This is a genomic window from Allobosea sp. RCC_152_1 (genome assembly GCF_041360765.1).
GTDB lineage: Bacteria > Pseudomonadota > Alphaproteobacteria > Rhizobiales > Beijerinckiaceae > Allobosea > Allobosea spartocytisi.
Genome location: NZ_JBFUPU010000001.1, coordinates 315408 through 337246, shown reverse-complemented (window position 1 = coordinate 337246; position 21839 = coordinate 315408). Strand labels below are relative to the sequence as shown.

The 21839-nt window shown below is 64.3% G+C and carries 19 protein-coding genes and 1 pseudogene; 3 read left to right on the top strand and 17 right to left on the bottom strand.

What is annotated here, in order from left to right:
- Nucleotides 1-3 precede the first annotated feature (3 nt).
- The 13 genes from ampH to AB6806_RS01495 form a co-directional block, all read right to left on the bottom strand.
- The gene (gene ampH / locus AB6806_RS01555; RefSeq protein WP_370954299.1) at nucleotides 4-1137 is read right to left on the bottom strand and encodes a D-alanyl-D-alanine-carboxypeptidase/endopeptidase AmpH; all 1134 of its coding nucleotides are present in this window, start codon (nucleotides 1135-1137) and stop codon (nucleotides 4-6) included.
- Between the two features lie 249 nt (nucleotides 1138-1386).
- Nucleotides 1387-2250, bottom strand: a complete 864-nt coding sequence (locus tag AB6806_RS01550) for a LytTR family transcriptional regulator DNA-binding domain-containing protein (RefSeq protein ID WP_142020360.1) — start codon at nucleotides 2248-2250, stop codon at nucleotides 1387-1389.
- A gap of 750 nt (nucleotides 2251-3000) precedes the next feature.
- Nucleotides 3001-4170, bottom strand: a complete 1170-nt coding sequence (locus AB6806_RS01545) for an MFS transporter (protein WP_185747791.1) — start codon at nucleotides 4168-4170, stop codon at nucleotides 3001-3003.
- 71 nt (nucleotides 4171-4241) lie between these two features.
- Complete coding sequence (locus tag AB6806_RS01540) at nucleotides 4242-5228, bottom strand: ABC transporter ATP-binding protein (protein WP_112763512.1); 987 nt, start codon at nucleotides 5226-5228, stop codon at nucleotides 4242-4244.
- Nucleotides 5221-6225 carry an ABC transporter ATP-binding protein gene (locus tag AB6806_RS01535; RefSeq protein WP_210245554.1) on the bottom strand — a complete coding sequence of 335 codons (1005 nt, stop codon included), beginning with the start codon at nucleotides 6223-6225 and terminating at the stop codon, nucleotides 5221-5223. Before AB6806_RS01535 ends, AB6806_RS01540 begins: the two co-directional genes overlap by 8 nt.
- Before the next feature lie 2 nt (nucleotides 6226-6227).
- Nucleotides 6228-7067, bottom strand: a complete 840-nt coding sequence (locus AB6806_RS01530; RefSeq protein WP_113252216.1) for an ABC transporter permease — start codon at nucleotides 7065-7067, stop codon at nucleotides 6228-6230.
- Nucleotides 7067-8071, bottom strand: a complete 1005-nt coding sequence (locus tag AB6806_RS01525; protein ID WP_370953980.1) for an ABC transporter permease — start codon at nucleotides 8069-8071, stop codon at nucleotides 7067-7069. Before AB6806_RS01525 ends, AB6806_RS01530 begins: the two co-directional genes overlap by 1 nt.
- Before the next feature lie 34 nt (nucleotides 8072-8105).
- The gene (locus AB6806_RS01520) at nucleotides 8106-9674 is read right to left on the bottom strand and encodes an ABC transporter substrate-binding protein (RefSeq protein WP_133561828.1); all 1569 of its coding nucleotides are present in this window, start codon (nucleotides 9672-9674) and stop codon (nucleotides 8106-8108) included.
- Between the two features lie 25 nt (nucleotides 9675-9699).
- The gene (locus AB6806_RS01515) at nucleotides 9700-10443 is read right to left on the bottom strand and encodes an SDR family NAD(P)-dependent oxidoreductase (protein ID WP_112763510.1); all 744 of its coding nucleotides are present in this window, start codon (nucleotides 10441-10443) and stop codon (nucleotides 9700-9702) included.
- On the bottom strand, nucleotides 10440-12428 hold the full coding sequence (locus AB6806_RS01510) for a hydantoinase B/oxoprolinase family protein (RefSeq protein WP_370953977.1): 1989 nt from the start codon (nucleotides 12426-12428) through the stop codon (nucleotides 10440-10442). Before AB6806_RS01510 ends, AB6806_RS01515 begins: the two co-directional genes overlap by 4 nt.
- Nucleotides 12428-14473 carry a hydantoinase/oxoprolinase family protein gene (locus AB6806_RS01505; RefSeq protein WP_370953975.1) on the bottom strand — a complete coding sequence of 682 codons (2046 nt, stop codon included), beginning with the start codon at nucleotides 14471-14473 and terminating at the stop codon, nucleotides 12428-12430. Before AB6806_RS01505 ends, AB6806_RS01510 begins: the two co-directional genes overlap by 1 nt.
- A gap of 3 nt (nucleotides 14474-14476) precedes the next feature.
- On the bottom strand, nucleotides 14477-15421 hold the full coding sequence (locus AB6806_RS01500) for a polysaccharide deacetylase family protein (RefSeq protein ID WP_370953973.1): 945 nt from the start codon (nucleotides 15419-15421) through the stop codon (nucleotides 14477-14479).
- Nucleotides 15422-15430: 9 nt separating this feature from the next.
- Nucleotides 15431-16192, bottom strand: coding sequence for an SDR family NAD(P)-dependent oxidoreductase (locus AB6806_RS01495; RefSeq protein ID WP_142020356.1), 762 nt, complete (start codon nucleotides 16190-16192; stop codon nucleotides 15431-15433).
- Between the two features lie 89 nt (nucleotides 16193-16281).
- Here AB6806_RS01495 and AB6806_RS01490 point away from each other — a divergent pair, with 89 nt between their 5' ends.
- From AB6806_RS01490 to AB6806_RS01480, 3 genes and pseudogenes are all read left to right on the top strand, one after another.
- Nucleotides 16282-17076: an IclR family transcriptional regulator gene (locus AB6806_RS01490; protein ID WP_370953971.1), complete on the top strand. Its 795-nt coding sequence runs from the start codon at nucleotides 16282-16284 to the stop codon at nucleotides 17074-17076.
- 164 nt (nucleotides 17077-17240) lie between these two features.
- Nucleotides 17241-17537, top strand: coding sequence for a YciI family protein (locus AB6806_RS01485; protein ID WP_038361656.1), 297 nt, complete (start codon nucleotides 17241-17243; stop codon nucleotides 17535-17537).
- 64 nt (nucleotides 17538-17601) lie between these two features.
- Nucleotides 17602-17697: pseudogene (locus AB6806_RS01480) on the top strand (SDR family NAD(P)-dependent oxidoreductase); the annotation flags it as partial.
- 148 nt (nucleotides 17698-17845) lie between these two features.
- Here AB6806_RS01480 and AB6806_RS01475 read toward each other — a convergent pair.
- The 4 genes from AB6806_RS01475 to AB6806_RS01460 all read right to left on the bottom strand — a co-directional run bounded on the left by AB6806_RS01475 (nucleotide 17846) and on the right by AB6806_RS01460 (nucleotide 21711).
- Entirely contained in the window at nucleotides 17846-19435 is a 1590-nt protein-coding gene (locus tag AB6806_RS01475) for a copper resistance CopC/CopD family protein (RefSeq protein WP_370953969.1), read from the bottom strand.
- 47 nt (nucleotides 19436-19482) lie between these two features.
- Complete coding sequence (locus tag AB6806_RS01470) at nucleotides 19483-19995, bottom strand: YcnI family copper-binding membrane protein (protein ID WP_142020354.1); 513 nt, start codon at nucleotides 19993-19995, stop codon at nucleotides 19483-19485.
- A gap of 327 nt (nucleotides 19996-20322) precedes the next feature.
- Entirely contained in the window at nucleotides 20323-20715 is a 393-nt protein-coding gene (locus tag AB6806_RS01465; RefSeq protein ID WP_142020353.1) for a hypothetical protein, read from the bottom strand.
- Nucleotides 20716-20784: 69 nt separating this feature from the next.
- On the bottom strand, nucleotides 20785-21711 hold the full coding sequence (locus tag AB6806_RS01460) for a GNAT family N-acetyltransferase (protein ID WP_370953967.1): 927 nt from the start codon (nucleotides 21709-21711) through the stop codon (nucleotides 20785-20787).
- Between the last annotated feature and the right edge of the window lie 128 nt (nucleotides 21712-21839).

Here is a 21839-nt window from a genome sequence, read left to right as displayed (position 1 = left end):
CGTCTACGGGCTCGCCGGGGCCAGCTCCGCCGCCAGATCGCGGACGGCGGTCCTCAGCCCCTCGAACATGGCGAAGTCGACCTTGCTTGCGACGACGAAGATGCCGAGCCTGCGATTGGGCGAGAGCACGACATAGCTCATGAAGCCGCCGATCCCGCCGCTCTTGCCGAGGAGGAGAGGCACCCTGTCCTTCGGCCGGCTGACGATCCAGCCAAGCCCCATCCCTTCGGAGTCCGTCGCCTCGACGCCGACCAGGCGGGAAAGCCCATCATGCGGTCGCCAGAGCGCATGTGCGAGCGTCCGTGCCGGCCGCCCGGCCGCATCGTCGGCAAGGTGCCAGCGCATCCACCTCACCATGTCGTCGGCCGTGGTGTAGATGCCGGCGCTGGCCTGCATCACCTCGCTCGCCTCCCAGTTCGGGTCGGGCTTTCCGAACGGGTCGAGCCCGGTCATCAGCCGAGGCTTCTGTGCCTCCGAGAGGCGCAAGGTCGTATCTGCCATCCCGAGCGGCTTGGTGATGCGCTCGCCGACCAGTTCCGCGAACGGCTTTCCGCCGGCCTTGCCAAGCGCCTCGCCGAGCAGGCCGAAGCCGAAATTCGAGTAGATTGCGGTCGTGCCCGGGCGATAGGCGGGCCGATGGCTCGACATCCAATCCCAGTAATAGGAGGCCTTGTAGGCCGCGAACGGGTTTTTCTCGTCAGGCGGCGTCGCCGGATCGGGCATCTCGCGCGGCAGGCCGGCCGAATGCGTTGCAAGGTCGAGCAGCGTGACCGGCCTGTCTTCGAAAGCCAGCGGCGTCTTCCCCGGCGGAGCATAGCCGGCAAGCGGCGCATCGAGCGCAACCTGTCCGGTGGCCGCCATGGCGGCGAGCACATCGGTCGCGAAAACCTTCGAGACCGAGCCGACGCGGACGATCGAACGGCCATCCGGCTCCTTGCCGCTGCCCGGGGCGATCTCGCCATATCCCGCAATGAAGCTATCCTCGCCGCGGACGACGGCGAGGATCAGGCCAGGGGCGCGCGCGTTGAGGAACATTCCGACGCCGGCCATCGACGCCGCATCGCGCAGCGCGAGATCTTCGGCTTCCGCCCGCTGCGCGCCCGCGGTCGATGCGATCGCAAACAGGGAGCAAAGCAAGAGCCGTGCGATTTTGCGCGCCGGCAAGGATCTCGGTTTCAGTTCGTCGAGGCGCGGGGGGCGGCGAAAAGGCATAGGCGGGGCGGGTCCATCGAACGATGTCCGCATTGAGATCGCCCGCCCGCCGGGCGGCAAGCACTGTTCGACGAACAGACATGCGGGTTCGACGAACGGCGCTCCGAGCCGAACTCATCGTGAGGAATCGGTTAAACGGCCGAAGATCGAGACCCCGCGAATCGACCGCGGTTCTCAAACGCCGAGGCGCTTTCGCAGCTCCTGCCGATATTGTCGTGAGACCGGCCAGCCCTCGGCCACGCGGTTGAGGCCAACGGTCCAGCGATCGCCGGCGCGTCGGTCGAGGCCGTTGACATGCTGCAGGTTGACGATCGCCGTGCGGTGAATGCGCAGGAACGAGGCAGACGGCAGCATTCCGGTCCAGAGCGCGAGAGGGCGTAGATCCAGCACGGCCGAACCATCGTGCAGCCAGACCTTCACATAATCACGCGCAGACCGGACGCCGAGGATGGTTTGCGGCTCGACCCCGATGACCTGCCCGGGTCGGCGCAGATAGATCAGCGGGACGAACGGTCTCGAGGCGCCGGCAACGGCCCGTCCGTCCTGGAAGGAACCATAGCGCGCCAGCGCGATCAGCTCGGCGCATTGGAAGAGCGCCTTGATATCGGCGGGCGGCCAGCGTCGGATCGCCGTGGTCGCATCGAATCCAATGCAGGCGCGCAGTCGTCCCTCGTAAAAAACCGGTACGCTGAGGACGCTCTTGTCGTTTTGCCTGAGCATCTCGACCTGGAGCGCGCGGGCCGGGCGTGGCAGGTCGGCGACGCGGTTGATCATCACCGCCTGGCCCTTCACCAGAAACTGGTGGAGCCAGGCGATCATCGTCACGGGCGTGTTCTGCAGATCCTCGACGAACGAGCGGATGCCTTGCCTGCTCCACTCATGCGTGTTCCGGAAACGGAGCAATTCGGCGTCATACTCGAACATCCAGGCCCGATCCGCGGCGGCGAGTTCGCCGATTTCGGCGAGCGCAGCGGTGATCGCAATGTCGATCGGCTCGCGAAACAGCCACCGGGCCACGTGGTAGGGCCAACTCGGCATCGTCCCTTCGCCACACGCCTCTGATGGATTGACTTCATAGACGGCATGGGCCGCGGGAGCCGGATACTCCATGCTGTAAAGGACCTCCTGCCGTCGACCACCAAGTCTACTCGCGGCCTACCCTACAGAAAATCAACTCTCTCCGGACTGCCGAACTGGCATAGTCTTATCCCCAGAAGAGGAAACTCAGCGATCCTTGAAGACGCGGGGCCGGAAATGAATATTTCCGCAGGGGGGAGCGGGGTTTCCTTCCCGACCGTCTCGCGGCAATCCAAACGGCCCAAAAGCAGACACTCCGAGCGTTCGCAACGGGCCAATTTCGGAAGCCGCTTCTCCCAGAAGCGAACAGAGGCTCAGCCAACGCAGTCGCCTGCCGACGGCACGCGCCCCAGTTGCGGAAGCAGCTTGCCTCAACTGCGGCACTTTCAACATAAACACGACCACAGTCGTACCAAACTATTTCAATGGGTTATGAAGCGCTTGGAAGGTCGGTGCGGCTAACTTCGCCTTTCCCCACAGTGTGCGACACGGAAATTCTGGCGGCTGGAGAGGGGAGTGTGCGGCACAGCCCTTTTGTGGCCTTAAACGCCGACCCAGTCGAACCGGCCGCCCTCATCGATCGCTTCGGTCCATACTTGGCCGTGTCCTGAGCTTGGACTCGGCCACAGCATCCGCCGTTCGAACCGTGGTGAAACCCAGGCGCCGCTCCTCGCCACACCGGTTATGTCGAAAATCGGCTCTTCAAGCCATTCAGCTTCGCTGAGACCTATCTTCCGTCATGGTCGCGGGGACGATGAGCGCGCACCCGACGCCTGAAAGCGCGCAGGCAAGGAAGCCGAGATCGAATCGGCCGGTCAGCGACAAGGCCATCGCGAACGCGGATGGCGCGACCACATAGCCGAGGAAGATGACCAGAGTAGCGGCGGCTGACGCTTCCCGAACGAGGCTTGGCGGGCAAGCCCGCGCAATTTCAGATAGCTGAACGCCATTCCAGCTCGACACCGTCACGCCGGCGATTGCCGCGAGGACGCAGTAGGTCTGGAAAGACCACTGTGGCGTCGCAAGCGCCAATGTCAGCGAGGTTGCGCCTGACGCCAACCCGATCACGCGCAACAGCAGTCGCGGGGTTCCAAGCCTGTCCGCGAGCCACCCAAGCAGAACGCGTCCAGCAACACTGGTCGCCTGCATCAAGGCGTAGAGCGCTCCGGCTGTCTCGAGGCTGTAGCCAAGTTGCGAAACCGCATACGTCATCAGATAAGCGAACCAGATCCCCTGCCCTACCGCCAGGCAGGCACCGGCTGCAGCCAATCGGAACAAACTCGAAGACGTCGTCAGGGTCCTGATCGGCGTGACCAGGTTGGCGATCGAGAGAATAACGCCGAGTCCGAACTTCAGGCCATGCTCTCGATCGCGATCAAGCCCGTCCCGCATCGGCTGGACGCTTGCGATGATGGCGAGCACGAACACTGCCGAAGCCAGGAGCGCGATGCGCCAGCCGTAGGCTGCGGCGAGCGGCGGCAACGCAAGCCCTGCCACCACTCCTCCGAGCGGCACCCCAGCCTGCTTGATCGAGAAGATCAGGCTGCGGCGGCCATGAGGCGCAGTGCGATGCAGAACGTCATTGCCTGCGGGCGAGGATGGTCCGTAGCCCACGCCGATCAGAAGCGCGGCTACACAGGCTGTCGTCGTCCAGCTCGGCAGAAAAAGCGCCAGCCCCAGGATTCCGATCAGAAGCCCGGCTTGGAGGGCTCGCACCGAACCGAGAGCTCGCATGTAAGGCGAGCCCAACGCCAGGAAAAGGATCGAGCCGAACGTGTTGAGACTAGCGAGGTAACCCACGACCGAATCCGACCACCCCCGCTCAGTGGCCAATATTGGAGCGATCGTCGGAGGAATCCGACTGAGAAAGGCCGTTGCCATCTGGACTGCGACCATGGTCGCGAGGGCAAGCTGCCATGAAGGAGCGGCTTCTGCCCTTGGGAGACCTGGTTTCACGCGCTCAACTCACGCCACCGCAGGCAAGCGACGCCATGGCCGTCCTGATCGTCAAGATGCGGGTCGATCTCCGCGCAGTCTGAGATCGCGTGCTGACAACGCGTCCTGAACCGACATCCGCTCGGAACATTGGATGGATCGGGTGGCTCGCCTTGCAGGGAGAAATTCTCGGTCACGCGAGGCCCGCCGATGCGTGGCGCAGCCGAGAGGAGAGCTTGTGTATAGGGATGGCGGGGAGCGGCAAAGACGTCAGCGGTCTTCCCGATCTCCACGATCCTGCCAAGGTACATGACGATGACGCGGTCGCAGATCGACTGCACGACAGCGAGATCGTGGCTGATGAAGAGATAGGTCAGATCGAATTCCGATTTGAGGTCTCGGAACAGCCGCAGCACGGTCGCCTGCACCGAAACGTCCAGTCCCGAGGTGGGTTCGTCGAAGATGACCAGTTCCGGCCCGAGAACGAGAATTCGAGCCAGACCGACCCGTCGCTGTTGGCCGCCGCTGATTTCATGCGGATAGAGATCGAGATGCTCGACGGGCAGTCCGACCGCCTTGACGATCTCCCTGACCTTCTCCTCCCGCTTTTCTCTCGACCAATCGGTGTGAATGATCAGTGGCTCGTGGAGCGAGCGGCGCAGCGTCCAGCGTGGGTCGAGGGAAGCGCCCGGATCCTGATAGACATATTGAAGGCGCGCACGGATTTTGGGAGCACGCTTCTGGCCCGGCGAGGCAATCCTTTCGCCCAGCATCCGGACTTCCCCCTCGCTCGGCTCGTGGATGCCCATGAGCGTCTTGCCAAGCGTGGACTTGCCGCAGCCGGATTCACCGACAATCCCCAGAATTTCGCCGGGCTCGACCGCGAAGGAGACATCGTCCAGCGCGCGCAGGCTGCCAACCTTCCGGTTCAGGAACCCTCGGACCGGGAAGTGCCGGGCCAGATTGTCGACTTCGAGAATGGGAGGATTACTGGTCTCAGACATGCGCAGCCTCCGCCTCGGCCGACCAGGGATGATGACACGCAACGGCGTGGCCATTGGGCTCTGCAATCAGCGCCGGCCTTGTTTCGTGGCAAACGTCCGTCGCGCGGGGGCAGCGGGGATTGAAGCGGCAACCGTTGGGGGCCTTGAGCGGGCTGGGAACCCCACCGGGAATTCCGACAGGGTCGCGCCCAGGCGCGGGCAGGCTATCGAGCAGCATCCGCGTATAAGGGTGGCGAGGGTGGCCGAAGAATTGCTCGCGCGGCGCAATTTCCGCGGTCTGCCCGGCATACATGACCACCACGCGGTCGCAGATTTCCCAGGCCGCGCCAAGATCATGGGTCGTGAACAAGACGGACACCCCGCGTTCGACCGCCAGCCGCCGCAGCAACCCCAGGATCTGCGCCTGGACCGTCACGTCCAGAGCGGTCGTAGGCTCGTCGGCGATGATCATTCGAGGTTGAGGAAGAAGCGCCATGGCGATCATCACCCGCTGGCGCTGGCCGCCCGATAGCTGGTGGGGATACTTATCCAGAATGGCCTTCGGCTGCGGCAACTGAACCGCATCGAGCATGGCAATGGCGCTTGCCTCGTCTGCCTTGCGCGAACGGCCAAAACTCCCTTTTCCGTCCCTGGGAGCTTTGAAGCGCATCAGGTCGTGGATCTGGGTGCCGATCCGAAACAGAGGGTTGAAGCTCGCAAAGGGGTCTTGCGGGACGAAGGTAACAACCCGGCCGCGTAGATGCTCGGCCGCCTTGCCGCCCGAGAGCATATCGACACCGTCCAGCCGGATGTACCCGCTGTTGATCTCTGTTTGGCCTTCGGGAAGCGTCCCCAGGATCGCACGGGCCAGCGTTGACTTGCCACAGCCGGACTCGCCGACCAGTCCGACGATTTCACCAGGCTTCACGCTGAGATCGATCCGATCGAGGACCTTGGCGAGCCCTTTTTCCGTTCGGAAGCCCAGAGACAGGGCCTGAATATCGAGGAGATTGCTCATGATCAGACGCTGCGCCGCGTACGCGGATCGAGGATGTCGCGCAGGCCGTCGCCAAAGAGATTGAAGCCCAGCACCGTCAGGAAGATAGCGATGCCCGGAGCGAGTGCGTACCACCACGCTTCGGGAAGGAATTCGCGGCTTTCCGCAATCATCCGCCCCCATTCAGGAGTTGGAGGCGGAGCGCCAAGCCCCAGGAAGCCCAGCGTTGCCGCGGTCAGAATCGTCGCGCCCATGCCAATCGACGTCCGAACGATGATGGGCGAAGCGATGTTCGGCAGGATGTGCAAGACGATGACGCGCCAAGGCGATGCACCGAGCGCGACGGCGGACTCCACGAAGACCTCGTTGCGCATGGATCGCGTCTCGGCATAGACCAGCCGCGCCCAGAAGGGCCAATAGGTCAAAGATAGCGCCAGAATGACGTTCTCGATCGATGGTCCGAGCGTCTGCGCGATCGCGATGGCCAGAACGATCTGAGGCACCGCCAGGAAGATCTCGGCAATCCGCATCAGCGCGTCGCTGACCCAATTCTGGTAGTAGCCGGCGATAAGACCGATCGGTACGCCGATGACGAGCGCCGAGCCGACGGCAATCCCCGCCAGCATCAGCGTGATCCGCGCGCCGAACAGTATCCGGCTGAAGATATCGCTGCCCATCCGGTCGGTGCCGAAAAGCGCGGTAGCCGAAGGCGGTTGAAGCCGGTTCGCGATGTGGAAATCGAAGACATCGTTCGGAAATGGAGCCAGCAGCGGCGCAAACATTGCAGCCAGCACAAGCAGGCCCAGCAAGCTCAACCCAATGAATGCCGCTTTATCTTTGGCGAAGCGTTTCAGGAGATCCATCAGGCCGCACCTCGCGGGTCGATCGCAGCCTGCAGCATGTCCACCAGCAGATTGATCAGGACGAAGAGTGCGCCCGTGCAGAGCGTAAAGCCCATCACGGCGTTGTAGTCGGACTGCAGGATCGAGCGCACGGCGTAGGCACCCAGGCCGGGCCAATCAAAGACCGTCTCGACGACGACCGCGCCGGCCAAGAGGATGCCAAAAATCAGTCCGAGCTGCGTGACGGTTGCGGTCAACGCCATGCGAAGCACGTATTTCCAGACGATCAGGCGGCGTGGCAGTCCCATCGCCGTCTGGTAGGCGACGGACGGCGAGTTGATCACGCCGATAACGCCGTTTCGGGTAAAGCGGACGACCGTGGCCGCCGCCGGCAAAGACAGGGTCAGTGTCGGCAAGACAATGTGCCTGAATGCGGAGCCGATCATCTCGCGATCGCCTTCGATCATTGCGTCCACCAGCATGAGCCCCGTCACCGGCTCAGGCGGAAATCCCTCGATGCGTCCCGAAAGCGGCAGCCATCCGAGTTTCATCGAGAAGAGGAACTGGAACTGCATCGCCAACCAGAAGGATGCCACCGCCAGGCCGGAAACCGTCACGACCCGAAGCACGTGGTCGATCCATGAATTCCGGTGCAGGCCGCAAAGCACGCCCAAGGGGATGCCGATGAGGCCTGCGATCAGAACGGCAAAGATCGTCAGTTCCAGCGTCGCGGGAAGACGCGATGCCAGATCGTCGACGATGGGCTGCTGGGTAAAGAGACTGGTTCCGAGATTGCCCTGCGCGATGTCGCGCAGGTAGTTCGCGAACTGAACCGGCAATGGCTTGTCAAACCCGAAGCGCTCCCGCACCTGCTGGACCTGCGCAGCGGAAGCGTTCTCCCCCGCGGCCAAGACCGCTGGGTCGACGGGGATCACCCGCGACAGCACGAATACGATCGCGAGCAGCCCCACGAGGGTTGGCACGAACCAGAGCAATCGGTTCGCCACCATTGACAGCCAGTTCATGGCAACGCCTCCGGTTGGAAGAAGTCAGGACCGCTCAGCGCTTGAGAGATGCCCAGCGAATGTCCTGGCCGTTGCTGACCGGGGAGAAGCGGATGCCCTCGACCTTGCTCGAATAGGGTCCGTACCAACGCGTGTTGTAAACGAAGATGCCGGCGGCATCGTCGTTCACCATCTGGGTCATTTCTTCGTAGAGCTTGCGCCGTTCGTCCTGGTCACTGGAGACAAGCGCACGGTCGAGCCGCTTATCGAATTCGGGATTGCTGTAGTACGAGAAGGTGCGCGTGCCGTGATAGCGCGTGCCATACAGCTCCCCGACCCAGTTATTGGGGTCGACATAGTAAGTGCTCTTCCATAGCGGCACGATATCGGCCTGGGTGTCGGCCTTGCGCATCCGGCTGGACACGACGGACCAGGGCGAAACCTCGACCACGACCTCGATGCCAATCTGGCGCAGGGTGCTCTGGAACAGCGTCGCCGCCTGCTCGGATTCGCTGAAGCCGGCAAGGGCGTTGATCGTGATCGGGCGCAGCGGCTCCGTCACCTTCTTCAGCTCCTCGCGGGCCTTTTCGAGATTGTAGCTGTAACCCTTGAGGCCGGCCGGCGTGCCCCAGATGTTGTTGGGATTGGGCCCCGGATTACGCGAGACCGAATCCTTCATGATGCTCTTGATGAAGCCATCGTAGTCGAATGCGTAGGCCAGCGCGCGGCGGAAGTTCGGATTGTTCATCGGCGGCTTGGTGCAGTTCAACGCCAGGATGAACACCCGCATCGATTCCTGCTCGATGATCTGAACGTTGCTCGACTGCCGGAGTCGCTGGATCTGATCGTAGGGAAGGTAGCCATCGGCGCCCTGGAAATCGCCGCGGATCAAGCCGAGCACGCGGGTGTTCGTCTCAAGGACGGTGCGGAATTCAAGGTCGTCGAAGGGCTGGCCGGTCCATCCCGCAAAATGTTCGGCGAAGCGGCGTGCGGTGAAGCCCACGGCCGGGTCATGCCGACGAAGAGCGTAGGATCCGGAGCCCGCCTCGTTGCGCGTGAGCCAGGCCTCGCCCCAGTCCCCGTCCTTCTCATTGGCCTTCACCAGCGCGCTGTTGACCACGAGGATGTCGGGCACGGTGGTCAGGAAAATCGCGGATGGGCCGTTCAGGTTGAAGACGACCGTGTGAGGATCGGGCGCTTGTGTCGATCCCGGCTTGATGCTGTCGAGGTACAGGCTGGCGGGGCCCTTCTTGAGGGCGAGGATGCGCTCGATCGAATAGACGACGTCGGCAGACGTCAGCGGTTTGCCATCGTGAAACTTGGCGTTCTGCCGCAGCTTGAACGTGTAGACCTTGCCGTCATCCGAGACGGTATGGCTCTCCGCCAACCATGGGATCATCTTGGGAGGATTGTCGACCCAGCGGTAGAGCCCGTCGTAGAGATTGAAGCGCGAAGCGGCCCGGGCGGTATCGAAAATGGTATGCGGATCGAGGTTATCGTACGGGCTGTTGTTCGCGTAGACGAACTTGCCCCCGGCCTGTGCCAGAGCTCCCTCGATCGAGAGCGATGCGAGGGCGACCGATCCTGCAACCGCTTTAAGCGCGTCTCTCCGTGTCGTCGTCATGCCGTCCCTCCATTGATGTCGTGTTTCAAGGGCTGCCGGTCACCGAGACGACCTGGCCTGTGATGAAATCCGCATAGTCGGAGGCGAGGAACATGACCGTGTAGGCGATGTCCTGCGGCGTCCCCGGCCGACGCCGCGCCGTGTTGGCAATCATGTTTTCCTGCCGCTCGGCCGAATATGACTGCCACTGCCGCTCATAGTCCGGGCTCGTGCGCTGGAACCCTGGGGCAACCGCGTTGACCGTGACCCCGAACGGCCCGAGCTCCTGCCCGAGCTGGCGCGCCAGCCCGATCTCGCCGGCCTTGGCGGAGGCATAAGCCTGAATCCCTGTCAGCGAGGTGCGCAGCCCGGCACCGCTAGCGATCAGAACGATCCGCCCCTTGCCGCGCGCCTTCATGCCGGTGCAAACCGCCTGGGAGGACAGGAAGGCGCCCGTCAAATTGACGTCGAGCACAGCGCGCCAATCGGCCTCCTCGACATCCTCAAGCGCCTTCGCGCTCTGCCCGAGCACTCCGCCGGCGACGTAGACAAGGACGTCGGGTGCGCGCCCGCTGATCCCTTCGGCCTCAGCGACCCATCGGTTGACCGCCGCCTTGTCGAGCAGATCGAGCTGCGTCGCATGCGCCGGCAGGCCGGCCATCTCCTCCTTGAGCCGATCTGCCGCGAAAACATTCGCGCCCCTCGCCGCAAATTCCTCGACGATGCCACGGCCGATGCCGCGGGCCGCTCCGGCCACCAGCACGGTCTGGTCGATGAACTCGATATTCATGCCGCGTCCTCCAGCTGACGAGGCACGATCTGCGGATACTGTTCCAGAACACGGGCATAGGCCCGCTCCAACGCCGCAAGCGGATCCTCCTTGGCGGCGGCATCGGCATTCACCGCCGCGAAGAGCTCATGCTTGACGAAGAAGCGCCACTCCACAGGAAGGGCAAACAAGTGCTGCGAAAGGCGGTCCCAAACGGCGTCCGACCAAATGCGCTCGAAGCTCAGCCTCTCGGGATCGAAGGTCATGCCTTCTATGCTTTCCCGCGGCGCCGATCGCAGAGCCTTGGTGGCAGCCTCATCGATGACACCATCCTTGATCACGACGCCATAGGCTCTGGCGCCGCTTTCGGTGACCTTGCCCCCGAGAACGTCCTGCAAGACCTCATGCTCGGGACGCTCGAAAGGGTCACCCCAGCCACCTGCGCCTGCCGCCGAAATCGTCAGAACGTCTCCGGGGCCGCAGCGAACCACGTCGGTGTTCCCCAGGTCTTCCGGGTTCGTGTTGCCATTGACGCGAAGGAAGCCGCAGGTCGAGCCTGGCAGTCCGCCCTCGAGGCCCCAGCAGGAAAAGCGAACACGGTCCCGGTTTCGGGCGGTCACGACCGAGTTCGGCGTGAACATCTGGAACGTCATCTGAGCCGCGAGGCCGCCACGGTAGCGACCCGGACCGCCGGAATCGGGCACAAGCTCATAGCTCCTGACGCGTATCGGCACCTCCGCCTCGGTGATCTCGACGGGCGTGTTCTTCAGGAAGGAATTCGAACCATCCTGCCCATCCTCGAACGAACTTCCGCCTCCCCCACCTGTGATCGGGTTGATCGAGGCCATGGCCAGCCGACCCGTACGACTGTCGGTAGTGCGCACGTTCAGAATACCGCCGCCGCCCGCCGGGCCGGCGGGCAGGCGATCGGGCATCGCGCGCGAGAAAGCTCCGATGACCATGCCTTGAATGCGTGCGCAGGTCAGGCTGCGCATGCCTGTGGCCGCCGGGTAGACCGGATTGACGACCGAGCCCACCGGCAGGATGCACTGAACCGGGCGCAGAAGCCCCATGTTGAGCGCAACCGTTCGATCGAGCGAATAGACGACGTAGTTGTAGCCCACGAGCGGCAGGATATGGCGCGGCAGACCGCCCGTCGGCATGTTCAGCGCCGATTGGAGCTGCGGGTCGCTGCCCGTGAAGTCGAAGATCGCTTCGTCACCCCGAACCTTGACCGACAGCTTCAACCGGCATGGAACGCCGCCGGGGCTATCCTCGTCGATGTAATCGCTGAACTCGTAATCGCCGTCCTGCATCGAGGCGAATAGCTGGCGGGCCTGCCTCTCGGCCAGATCGAGCACGCCATAGGTCGCAGCACAGACGGTATCGACGCCGAAGCGGGCGATCGCATCGCGGACCTTGCGTTCACCGGTCTTCAGCGAGGCGATCTGGGCCTTCAGGTCGCCCCAGTTCTGATCGGGCATGCGGACGTTGCGCAACATGATGCGCAGCACGCTCTCGTTCATCACCCCGGCTTCGACGAGCTTCATGGGCGGAATTCGAATCCCCTCTTGCTGCACCTCCGTCAGCGCGCGGGACAGAGAAGCCGGCACCGCACCGCCCATATCGGTGTTGTGGATATGGCCCACGGCGAAGCAGACGAGCCGATCCTCATGGAACACCGGCATCCAGAGATGGACGTCGGGAGCATGGGTGCAGACGTAGCCGGAATACGGGTCGTTGGTGATGCAGATGTCACCAGGCTTGTAGTCCGCGATGGCATCGATCGCGCCCTTGTAGTCCAGGCCGATGAACCAGGTCGCGCCGAGGTCTTTCGGGCTGGCGAAGGTTTGCCCGCAAGGCGTCGTCAATCCGCTGGTAAAATCTTCCGTCTCCTTGACGAAGGCGGAATGCGCCGTCCGCAGAAGGGTGAATGCCATGCTCTCGGCCGCAGCCTCGAAATGGCTCTTCAGGATCTGCAGCGTGACAGGATCCAGCACCGCCATCAGATCGCACTCCGCTTCAGGATCAGATTGCCGAAGCCATCGACATGGCCCTCGAAACCGGGCGGGGCCCAGGTCGTCGTGTCGTCTTGCAAAATCACGGCCGGTCCAGCGAAGGACGAGCCCGGCGACATGTCGTTTCGCTCGAAGACACCGGCCTCGATCGTCGATCCTTGGTGAACGACCGGAACCCGCTTCCTGGGCTGCACCTGCTGCAGCTTCAGCTCCTGCTGCGCGAATTCGGGCTTAGGCGTGACCCCTGCGATGACCACACGGAGCGCGACGATCTGCACATCTGCCGCGTCGTCGGAGTGATCGTAGATTTCGGCGTGACGCTTATGAAAGGCCGCGGCAATAGCGGCATGATCGCCCTCGACGATCCAAGACTGCTCTAGGGGCGTCTCGATCTCGTAGGACTGGCCGCGGTAGCGCATGTCGGCCGTGACGGACAGCGTAGCCTCGCCGGCATAGCCCTGCCCTTCGAAGAGCCAAGCGCGAGCTTCTTTTGCGAGCTCGTCCATCGCCTGGCGCAAGCCGTCCAACGATCGTGGTCCGACATCGAGAAAGACCACGCGCACGAAGTCCGAGCGCAGATCGGCAAGGAGGCCTCCAAGGGCCGCCAGCACACCTGGAGTTTGAGGGATGATGACCGACTGCATACCCATGGCATCAGCCAGGAGGCAGCCGAGCATGGGACCAGCGCCACCGAACGCCAGAAGCGCATAGCCGCTCGGCTCCTCGCCGACCTGCGAGAACAGCCGGCTGGTTTCGCGGTACATGTTGGCGACCGCGAGCTGGATGATGGCCTCGGCCGCGCGTTCCGAAGAGCGGTCGAGGCCTCTGGCGATCGGCTCAAGCGCCGCAAGCGCTCGGGATCGGTCGACGTTGACGGCGCCATATCCAAGCTCCCCGGCGCCAAGGACGCCGATGGTCGCGAAGGCATCGGTGATCGTCGCCCGCTCGCCACCGCGCCCATAGCAGGCCGGCCCAGGAGTGGATCCCGCGCTTTCGGGCCCGACGCGTAAAACGCCCAAAGCATCGACGGAGGCGATCGAGCCTCCCCCGGCTCCAATCGAGGACACCGATACCGTCGGAAGATAGATCGGATACTCCCCAACGAGTTCGCCTGAGCGGAAGTCCGGCATCCCGTCCTTGAGGAGCGCGACGTCGGCGCTTGTGCCGCCGATGTCGAGGCTCATGACTCGGGAGAAGCCGGCCAGCTTGGCGGTGAAACCTGCACCGATCACACCGGCAGCCGTGCCGGACAGCAGCATCTCGATGCTGCGCAGCTTGCCAGCCGCGGCGGTCATGACGCCACCGTTCGACTTGGTGATCATCGGAGCGGGCACGACCCCCCGCTCGATCAGAGCATCCTCGAGGCGGCCGATGTAATGGGACACCCGAGGCTGCACCGAACCATGGATGCAGGCCGTGATGGTGCGCTCGTATTCCCGGACAATTGGCCAGATGTCGGCGGAGCAGAAAACCGGCAAGCCAGGTCGCAGGCGTTCGATCTCGGCTTTGACCAGCCGTTCATGCGCCGGGTTCTTGTAGCTGTGCAGCAAGGCGATCACGATCGCCTCGGCCCCGCTTGCTTCCAGTCGGCCCAACACGGTTGCGATCGCAGCCGGATCCGGAACGACCTCTGCAACGCCATCCGCATTGATGCGCTCCGGCAGTGGAACCACGCGATCTCTCGGCACCAAGGGAGCCGGTCGGCGCGAGAACAGGTCATAAGGATCCGGGATCTTCAGGCGTGCGAGTTCCAGGACGTCGCGGAAGCCTTCGGTAACGATGAGTCCAAGCTTCGCGCCCTTGCCCTGAATGATACTGTTCACGCCGACTGTGGAGCCATGGGTGAAGTAGCTGACCTGCGAAGGCGCGATGCCGAAGCGCTTCTCGATCTCATCCAGCCCCTGAAGGACCTCAGCCCCTGGAGCGTCCGGGCGCGACAGAACCTTGAGCGTCCGCAGATTCAGGGTCTCCTCGTCGAGCACGCTGAAATCGGTGAAGGTGCCGCCGATGTCGACGCCAATGCGATAGCCCATTGGTCAGCTCCGGCTGTTGGTGGCTGGCGGGATCGGAGCGCCAAGACCGGCTTGATCAGCGCAATAGCGGCAAATCTCCTCATGCGTCGCGAACCAGACGGAGCCCTTTGCTTTCGCCGCCCTGATCACTTCGTCGAGAATGAAAATCCGCGAGCGGTGCCCGATGATGTGCGGGTGCATCGTCAGCTGGAACAGCCCGCCTTCTTCCGCAGCGACGTCGAGCTCCCGCAGGAAGAGGTCGAGCACCATGGGCGGCCCGCTGTGAGGGCGCAGCCCCTTGAAGCGATCCATGCCGAAATAGACGGCGTCGTCCCGGATCCACTCCACCGGCAACTCCACGATCCCGGACGGCTGCCCCTCGTCGAGAAGCTCGTAGGGCTCGTCATCCGCCATCAATGAGGAATCGTAGAGCAGCCCCATTTCGCGCACGATCTTCAGCGTCCACGGGCTGAAATCCCATGACGCGGTCCGCATGCCCTTCGGCTCCCGGCCAGTGAGCTTGGTCAAGGTGTCGCGGGCGCGCAGCGCCAGATCGCGCTCCGTATCGTAGTCGAGCACCGAGTTGAGCTCGTGGATCCAGCTATGGATCGCCACCTCATGTCCGGCATCCGCCACTGAACGGGCTTCCGGGTCATGCAAGAGCGCAGCGACGGCCGGCATGAAGAAGCTGGCCGGGACCGCGTGACGGGCAAGAGTAGCAAGGATACGCGGAATGCCGGAGCGATTGCCGTATTGCCCCTGACTCAGCTTCGAGTAAGAGCGCCCGCCCTCCCGGAGCTCGTTCGTCTCGTGATCGGAATCGAAGGACAGGGCGACCGCGAACTTGGCGCCATTCTTCCAAACGCCAGGCTTGAGCGACCGCCCTGCCCGGACATGGTTCACCACCTGCCGCCAGGTCTCCTCACTCCATGTCCAGGGCTTGGTGTCGGGGGGCAGCGTGACGTTCATCGGGTGCACTCAGCGATTGAACTGGAACCCATCCACCACGATGTCTTGGCCCGTGATGAAGCAGGGGTTCGAGGTTGCTAGGAAGGTGACGAGCTCTGCCACGTCATCGGGCTTGCCCATTCGCTTCAGCGCGATACCGGCATCGGCAATCGCGGGGCCGCGGGCCCGGGTCAGTGTGTTGCCGACTTCGGTCTCGATGATGCCGGGGCAGACGGCATTGATAAGGATCTCCGGGCCGAGCTCTTTGGCGAGAGCGCGGGTCATCCCGATGATCCCGGCCTTGGCAGCAGCATAAGCAAACCGGCTGACGGCGGCCGTCACACCACCAGAATGCGCATTCAGTGACGACATCGAGACGATGCGCCCAGCCCCCTGACGCTGCATGATCGGCGCGACAGCCTGGATATAGTTGAAGCAGCTCTTCAGATTGAGAGCGATCGTGTGGTCGAACTCGGCTTCAGTGATCTCGAAGATGCCCTTCGGCATCCCCTTGCCGGCATTGTTCACGAGGACGTCCACGCGGCCCCACTGCGCGACGGCCTCCGAAACTATACGGTTCGCCTCTTCCTTGAAAATGACGTCCGACTGAAAAGTCAACGCACGACGACCGAGGGATATTATCTCGTCAGCGGTGCGCTTTAGCTCATCTGGCAACAGATCAACAAGCACAACATCCAGTCCAGACCGCGCGAGAGACAGCGCGCAAGCGCGCCCGATACCTCGCGCTCCGCCCGTGACAATCGCCACAGGCGCGGCGTTGCTCGAATTCATGGCTTACCCTCTTTCAAGAGTGTTGATTTCCTCTTGATTAAGGGAGAGCCTATCGCCGGCAAATTGGTTCGCCAAGAGAGATTCGGTTCATGTCCATGAACACCGAGGTCAAGTCTGCGGCGCGCGTATTGGACCTGCTGGAATATCTTGCAGGCTGCTCCGAACCCGTGAAGCTCAAGGAGATCGTCGCGGCTCTGGGATTCCCGAAGAGCAGCGCTCATGCCCTGGCGCAGACCCTGGTCTCACGCGGCTACGCCATTCAGGACGCGACCGAGCGATACGTGCTTGTCCATGCCAGCCGCCATCAATCGGCCTCGCGCGCGCTCGAAGCCCGCCTTCTTTCGGCGGCGCACCCGATCATGGAACAGCTTCGTGACGAGACGGGCGAGACCGTGATGCTGGCGGTTTTAACCGCGAGAGGCGATTGCCGGCGCATAGCCAAATGCGTCAGCCGCCAGGCTGTACGCTACGACATCGAGCTCGACGGCCTCTCCGACTCGTACTGCTCGGCCACTGGCCGGGTCCTGCTGGCTCACTGGGATCCGGCTCTCACCGACGGATATTTTGCGCGGGCGAACCTCATCCCAAGGACACCCAAGACGGTTACCGACCCAGACGCGATCCGGGGAATGTTCGAGACGATCCGTGCGGAAGGCATCGCGGTTAGCGACGAAGAGCACGTCACCGGTTCGACGGGACTTGCCGCACCCATTTGGGGAAGAGAGGGCAAGGTGATAGCGGCGCTCAACCTTGGCGTTGTGACGCTGCGTTATCACTCCCGCGCGAGCGAGCTTGCGGATCTACTCAAGGATGGCGCCAATCGCATAAGCGCACGCCTTGGCCATAAAGGTTATCCGGATCAACCGGTGCTGCCACCGTTATGAAATGTCGAACGTATCGGAGCATGCGGGATTGCGCAGCTGGCGCCCGCTAAGCAGGATCCTGAGCACGCCCATCGCCGCTGTCATCCCCGCCACAAAAACGATCCGGCAGAAACGCCCCGAGTGCTTGAGCGGCTCGCCCTTTCCGATCACCAAGGAGTGCCCCTATGAAAGCCTATCTGACCAAGTGGATTCCGCCTCGTGCAGATTTCCTCCAGACCATAACCGATGACGAGAAGGCGCTGTTTAAGCAGCATGGCGACTGGCAAACCAAGCTGCGCGAAACCCGTCAGATCGTGGCGCACGGCCCCGTCGTCGATCCCGCCGGCCCTTATGGCGTCGCGTTGTGGGAGATCGAGGATGACGCCGACATCGCCGCGCTGACCGCTGAGGATCCGATCGTAAAGGCCGGGGTCGGCCATTACGAGCATTATTCGATGATGCAGATGCGTTCGCGCGGCTGACGCTCCGGCGAACGACTGCAACGTAAAAGCTACGTCACCATGGCTGTCGCCCTGATAACCCGGCATCGGCACTGTGCACGCACGCCGTCTAGCCGCCCGTGGCCACGATCTCGTCCTTGTTGCCCGAGCGACGGATCGGCTGAACGCATTGGCCAGCGAGAAATGCCGACAGACTATAGCCGCAAATGCCGACATACCCCCTGGAATGTCGAAAACTAAAATCAACGATATCAAAATCTTACAAAGGCGCGCACCGACAAACTTCGCATTTCCCACAGCAGCGCTGCACAGGCGCAGGGACGGCAAGTTCACGGCCGCAGGACGATGGCGTCCCCGATCCGGCGCATCTCGAAATCGGAGATCAGGATCTCCAGTTCGACGTGCCAGCGGCCCGGCACCGGCAGGCTGAAGGCCTCGGTCCGCCAGATGCCGTCCGGGCCGAGACGGGCGGGTCGTTCGATCGGCTCGATGCCAGCCGCCGGATTGCTGAAGCTGAGGGTGAGTTCCCTGGCCGGGAGGGGCCCGAACTCACCGTCCATCAGCACGACCGTGACGGTGACCGGGCCCGCCCGGCCGGGCGTGACCCTGACGTCCGCCATCGCCGGCAAGGTGTGGATATGGACCGAGGCCGGCTGCGCCTGCACCATCGCCATGGCGCGCGGCGGCGGCGTGAAGCGCCAAAGCGCCACGATACCGAGGACAGCGACCAGCACCGCGAGCTCGACGGCGATGACACGCCCCATGGCGCGCGCCGCCGGGATGTCGCCGGCCTCCACGCGCCGCGTCAGCGACCAGCGATTGAAACCCGCCAAGGCGAAGGCGACCGCGGCCAGGGCGAGCTTGGCGAGAAGGACGCGCCCATAGGCCGTCGCGAGAAGCGCCGCCGGCCTCTCGACCTGCACGCAGGCGAGAACCAGCCCGCTGAGCAGCAAGGCCGCGACGATCCAGGCGATGCGGCCGGAAAACCGGCCCAGCGCGCTCCTGCCGTTCTCACCGCGCAGAGCCAAGGCGAGCGGCAGCAGCGCTCCGACCCAAAGCGCGATCGCGCTCGCGTGCAGGAAGACGGCGGGGCGCATGAGCCATTGCGGCTGGGCCGCGCTGGCATGGCCGCTGCTTGCGAGAGCAAGCCCGACCAGCATGACAGATAGAAGGCCGGTGACGGCGGCGCGGACGCCGGGCCGCGACAAGCCGATGAGGGCGCACGCCAAGGCCATGGCCGCGATGAGGATCGTCCAGACATAGCTGGTGGCCGCGGCGGCCCGCCAGACCGCCGGCTGGAAGAAAGCCGCGCTCGACGCACCGAGCGCGTCGAGCCCCTGCGCGCCGAGCGCAACGGGCAGGCAGAACAGGCCGAGCCCCATCGTGGCGGTCGCGAAGCGGCCGGCCCCGCCGGCAAGCGGCCCGATCCAGGCCCGGCTCGCAGCCGCACCACACCCCAGGAACAGGCCGAGATAAAGCCCGAAGCGGCTGAGCCAGACCAGCGTGCGAACGCCGGAATCGGCCTGCTCGCCGAGATCCGGCGCGGCGCCGCTCGGGGCGCCGATCGAGAACACCACCGATCCTCCGACCGGATGCCCGTCCTCCGACACCACGCGCCAGCTCAGCACATGGGTGCCGCCCGGAAGCGCGGCAGGCGCCTCGATCACGACCGTCCTGCCCTTCAGCACGAAGCGCCCGAGGTTGCGGGCGGTGCCGTCCGGGCCGATCAGCCGCAGCGCCAGCGGTGAGACGGGCTCGCTGAAGACGAGCTCGATCTGCTTCGGAGCCGCCGCCAGCACGCTGCCGTCGGGCGGCGTCGCGTTGTTCAAGGCCGCATGCGCCAGCGCCCGGCCCGGCGCTCCGGCGCAGGCCAGCAGGAGGAGGATCGGCAGCAGGGATCGCAGGAGCCGGGTCATCATGGGCTTATCCTTGCGGCGGAGCGCCGGGCGCTCCGCCGCCGCTATCATTATTTGCCGGGGGTGAGCTTCACGCCGGGAGCCGGGAATTTGTAGTCGTCCGCCGACTTGCCGGCTTCGGGGATCTCGATCCAGCGCTCGACGGCCCCGCCCTCGCATTCCTGGACGACCGGCACGTAGAGCGTGGCATCGGCCTTCAGATCCTTGGCGAGATAGCCGCGCAGGACGAATTCGTCATAGAATTCGTCAGGTAGCTTGCCGCCGCTCCAGACCACTTCCTTGACGCCCTCCGAGGTCGGCGTGCCGTAGTAGTCATAGGGCTTCGCATAGCTGCCCTTGACCGTTTCCAGCGTCCAGCCGGCTTTCGGCATCGGCTTCACCGCGATGACGCCTTCCGGGATCTGGACGCGAACCTTCGTGGTCGCCGCACCCTTGCAGCCATGCGGAACACGCAGCACCGCCTTGTAGGTCGAGCCGACCGGGGCGGACTGGTTTTCCAGCGTGATATGAGCCAGCGCCGGCCCGGCGGCGAGCAGGCCCGCGACGGCGAGAAGATATTTCATGACATGTCTCCTTGATGGTTGAGGCCGCCCTGGCGGCCGGGTTGCGGCAGGCCCGCGGCCTGCCGGATTGGAAAAATCGGAAGCGACGGAGATTCGGGGGCAGCATCGCGCCAACCCTTCGACCGGGCCGCAGCCCGCCCCACGACATGTCGCGCCAAAGCGTGCGCGCCGGTCGCGAAGCAGCCCGCGAGGCGAAGCAGAGGGTGGGATGGGATGACGCCCGAATCCGCGCCGTCACGGCGTCGGGTCGGGCGGAAAGCGCGTCACGACGTCCGGCGGCAGGCTGACATCAGTCGTCGCGGACGCGGGAGAGCGCCGGACGGCGGCTCAGGCGCGGACGGGAGGAGCGCGCGGATTGCCGGGCGAATGATCGGCGAGGAAACCGACGGGCCGGTCGAGCCTGCGGATGAAGGCGACCTGATCGGCCGGCCGCTGCGTGAGGAGCGCGAATGCGGGCTGGACCGGATCGGCCCCGGCGAGCATCGGGCAGCCGGCCGTGCAACAGCTCATGCCGGCATGGGCTTGCGACTTGTCGTGATCGCCACCGGCCGGAGCGTCCCCGCTCGGCAAGCAATGGGTCAGGACAAGGGTACGATCGAGCGAGAGCGCATTGGCATAGGCGCCGGCCGCAAAACCGGCGAACAGTGCCTGGAGCACGAGCAGATAGGCCGCGAACAGCGCGACCCAGCTTCTGACCCGTGATCCATTGCGTCGGTTCAAGGTATCGACCTCCGCCCCCTCGATAGCACCGTCGCGCATGGCGTCAAACGGCCTTGCGGTCGCACCGCATCAGCCGAGCGCTTGGCTCGCGAGCGCCATGCGGCGCGGCCCGTGCGGATCGACCGGGGCATAGGGCGCCCGGCCCAACCCCATCGAGGTGACGCTGTCATAGATCTGCATGCCGCTGGCGACGATAAAATCGACGAAGGCCGTGTGGCTGGCAGGCGTGTCGACCCTCAGGAAGCTGCCGGCATGGAGTTCGACGAAGGGCTGGCAGACGGCGATCGCGTCCTCCTGGGCCGAGGCGATCACCGGGCCGATGACGCGCTCGCGCCCGAAGCGGCGACAGAGCGCGAAGGCGACGACCTCGTCGTTGCGGACGAGCACCTGCCCCTTCGAGACCGGCAGGATGCGCCGGAACACGGCGGACCGGTCGCACCCCGTCGCCGCCCGGTCGAGGCTCAGCAGGCGTTCACGGTCTTCGGCCCGCATGGCGCGAACCGTTCCTTCCACCCGGACCGAAGGCGGGCTGCCGACGACTTGCCCCTGGCATTGCAGGATCTTCTGCTCATGGCCGTAGCCCATGGAACGGTAGAGCCGCCGGGCCGCATGCGTGGCGGTGAGGCCGAAGGCCGAACCCGGGTTCAGCTCATGCGCCCGTTCCATCAGCCAGCGGCCGGCGCCGTGCTCCTGCAGGCGCGGCGAGGTGATCAGCATGCCGACCATGGTGAAGCCGGCGCCGTAGCGCTGCCACATCACCGTCCCGACCACGCGCCCGATCTCATCGACCGCCGCGATGCCCTGCCCGAGATCGAGCAGCACGCGCCAGTCGCTATCGCGATGCGGCCAGCCGACGGCGACCGAAAGCGCGTGAAGCTGCGCGACGTCGATCTCCCCGATGTCCCGCAGGGTGATCTTGAAGGCATCGAGATGCAGTTGGGCGATCGTCTCCAAAATCGCAGCCTCCGGCACTTGCACGACCGGGCCCTCGGGCACGACGGTCGAGCACCGATCGTTTCTAACGCAATCGCGCCACAGGAAGCACCGTTCTTTGCCCGCGATTCGGCATAGATGACCGCCCCGCAGCGCAGAACAGACGCGACCGCCGCGCCGACCGCCCTACC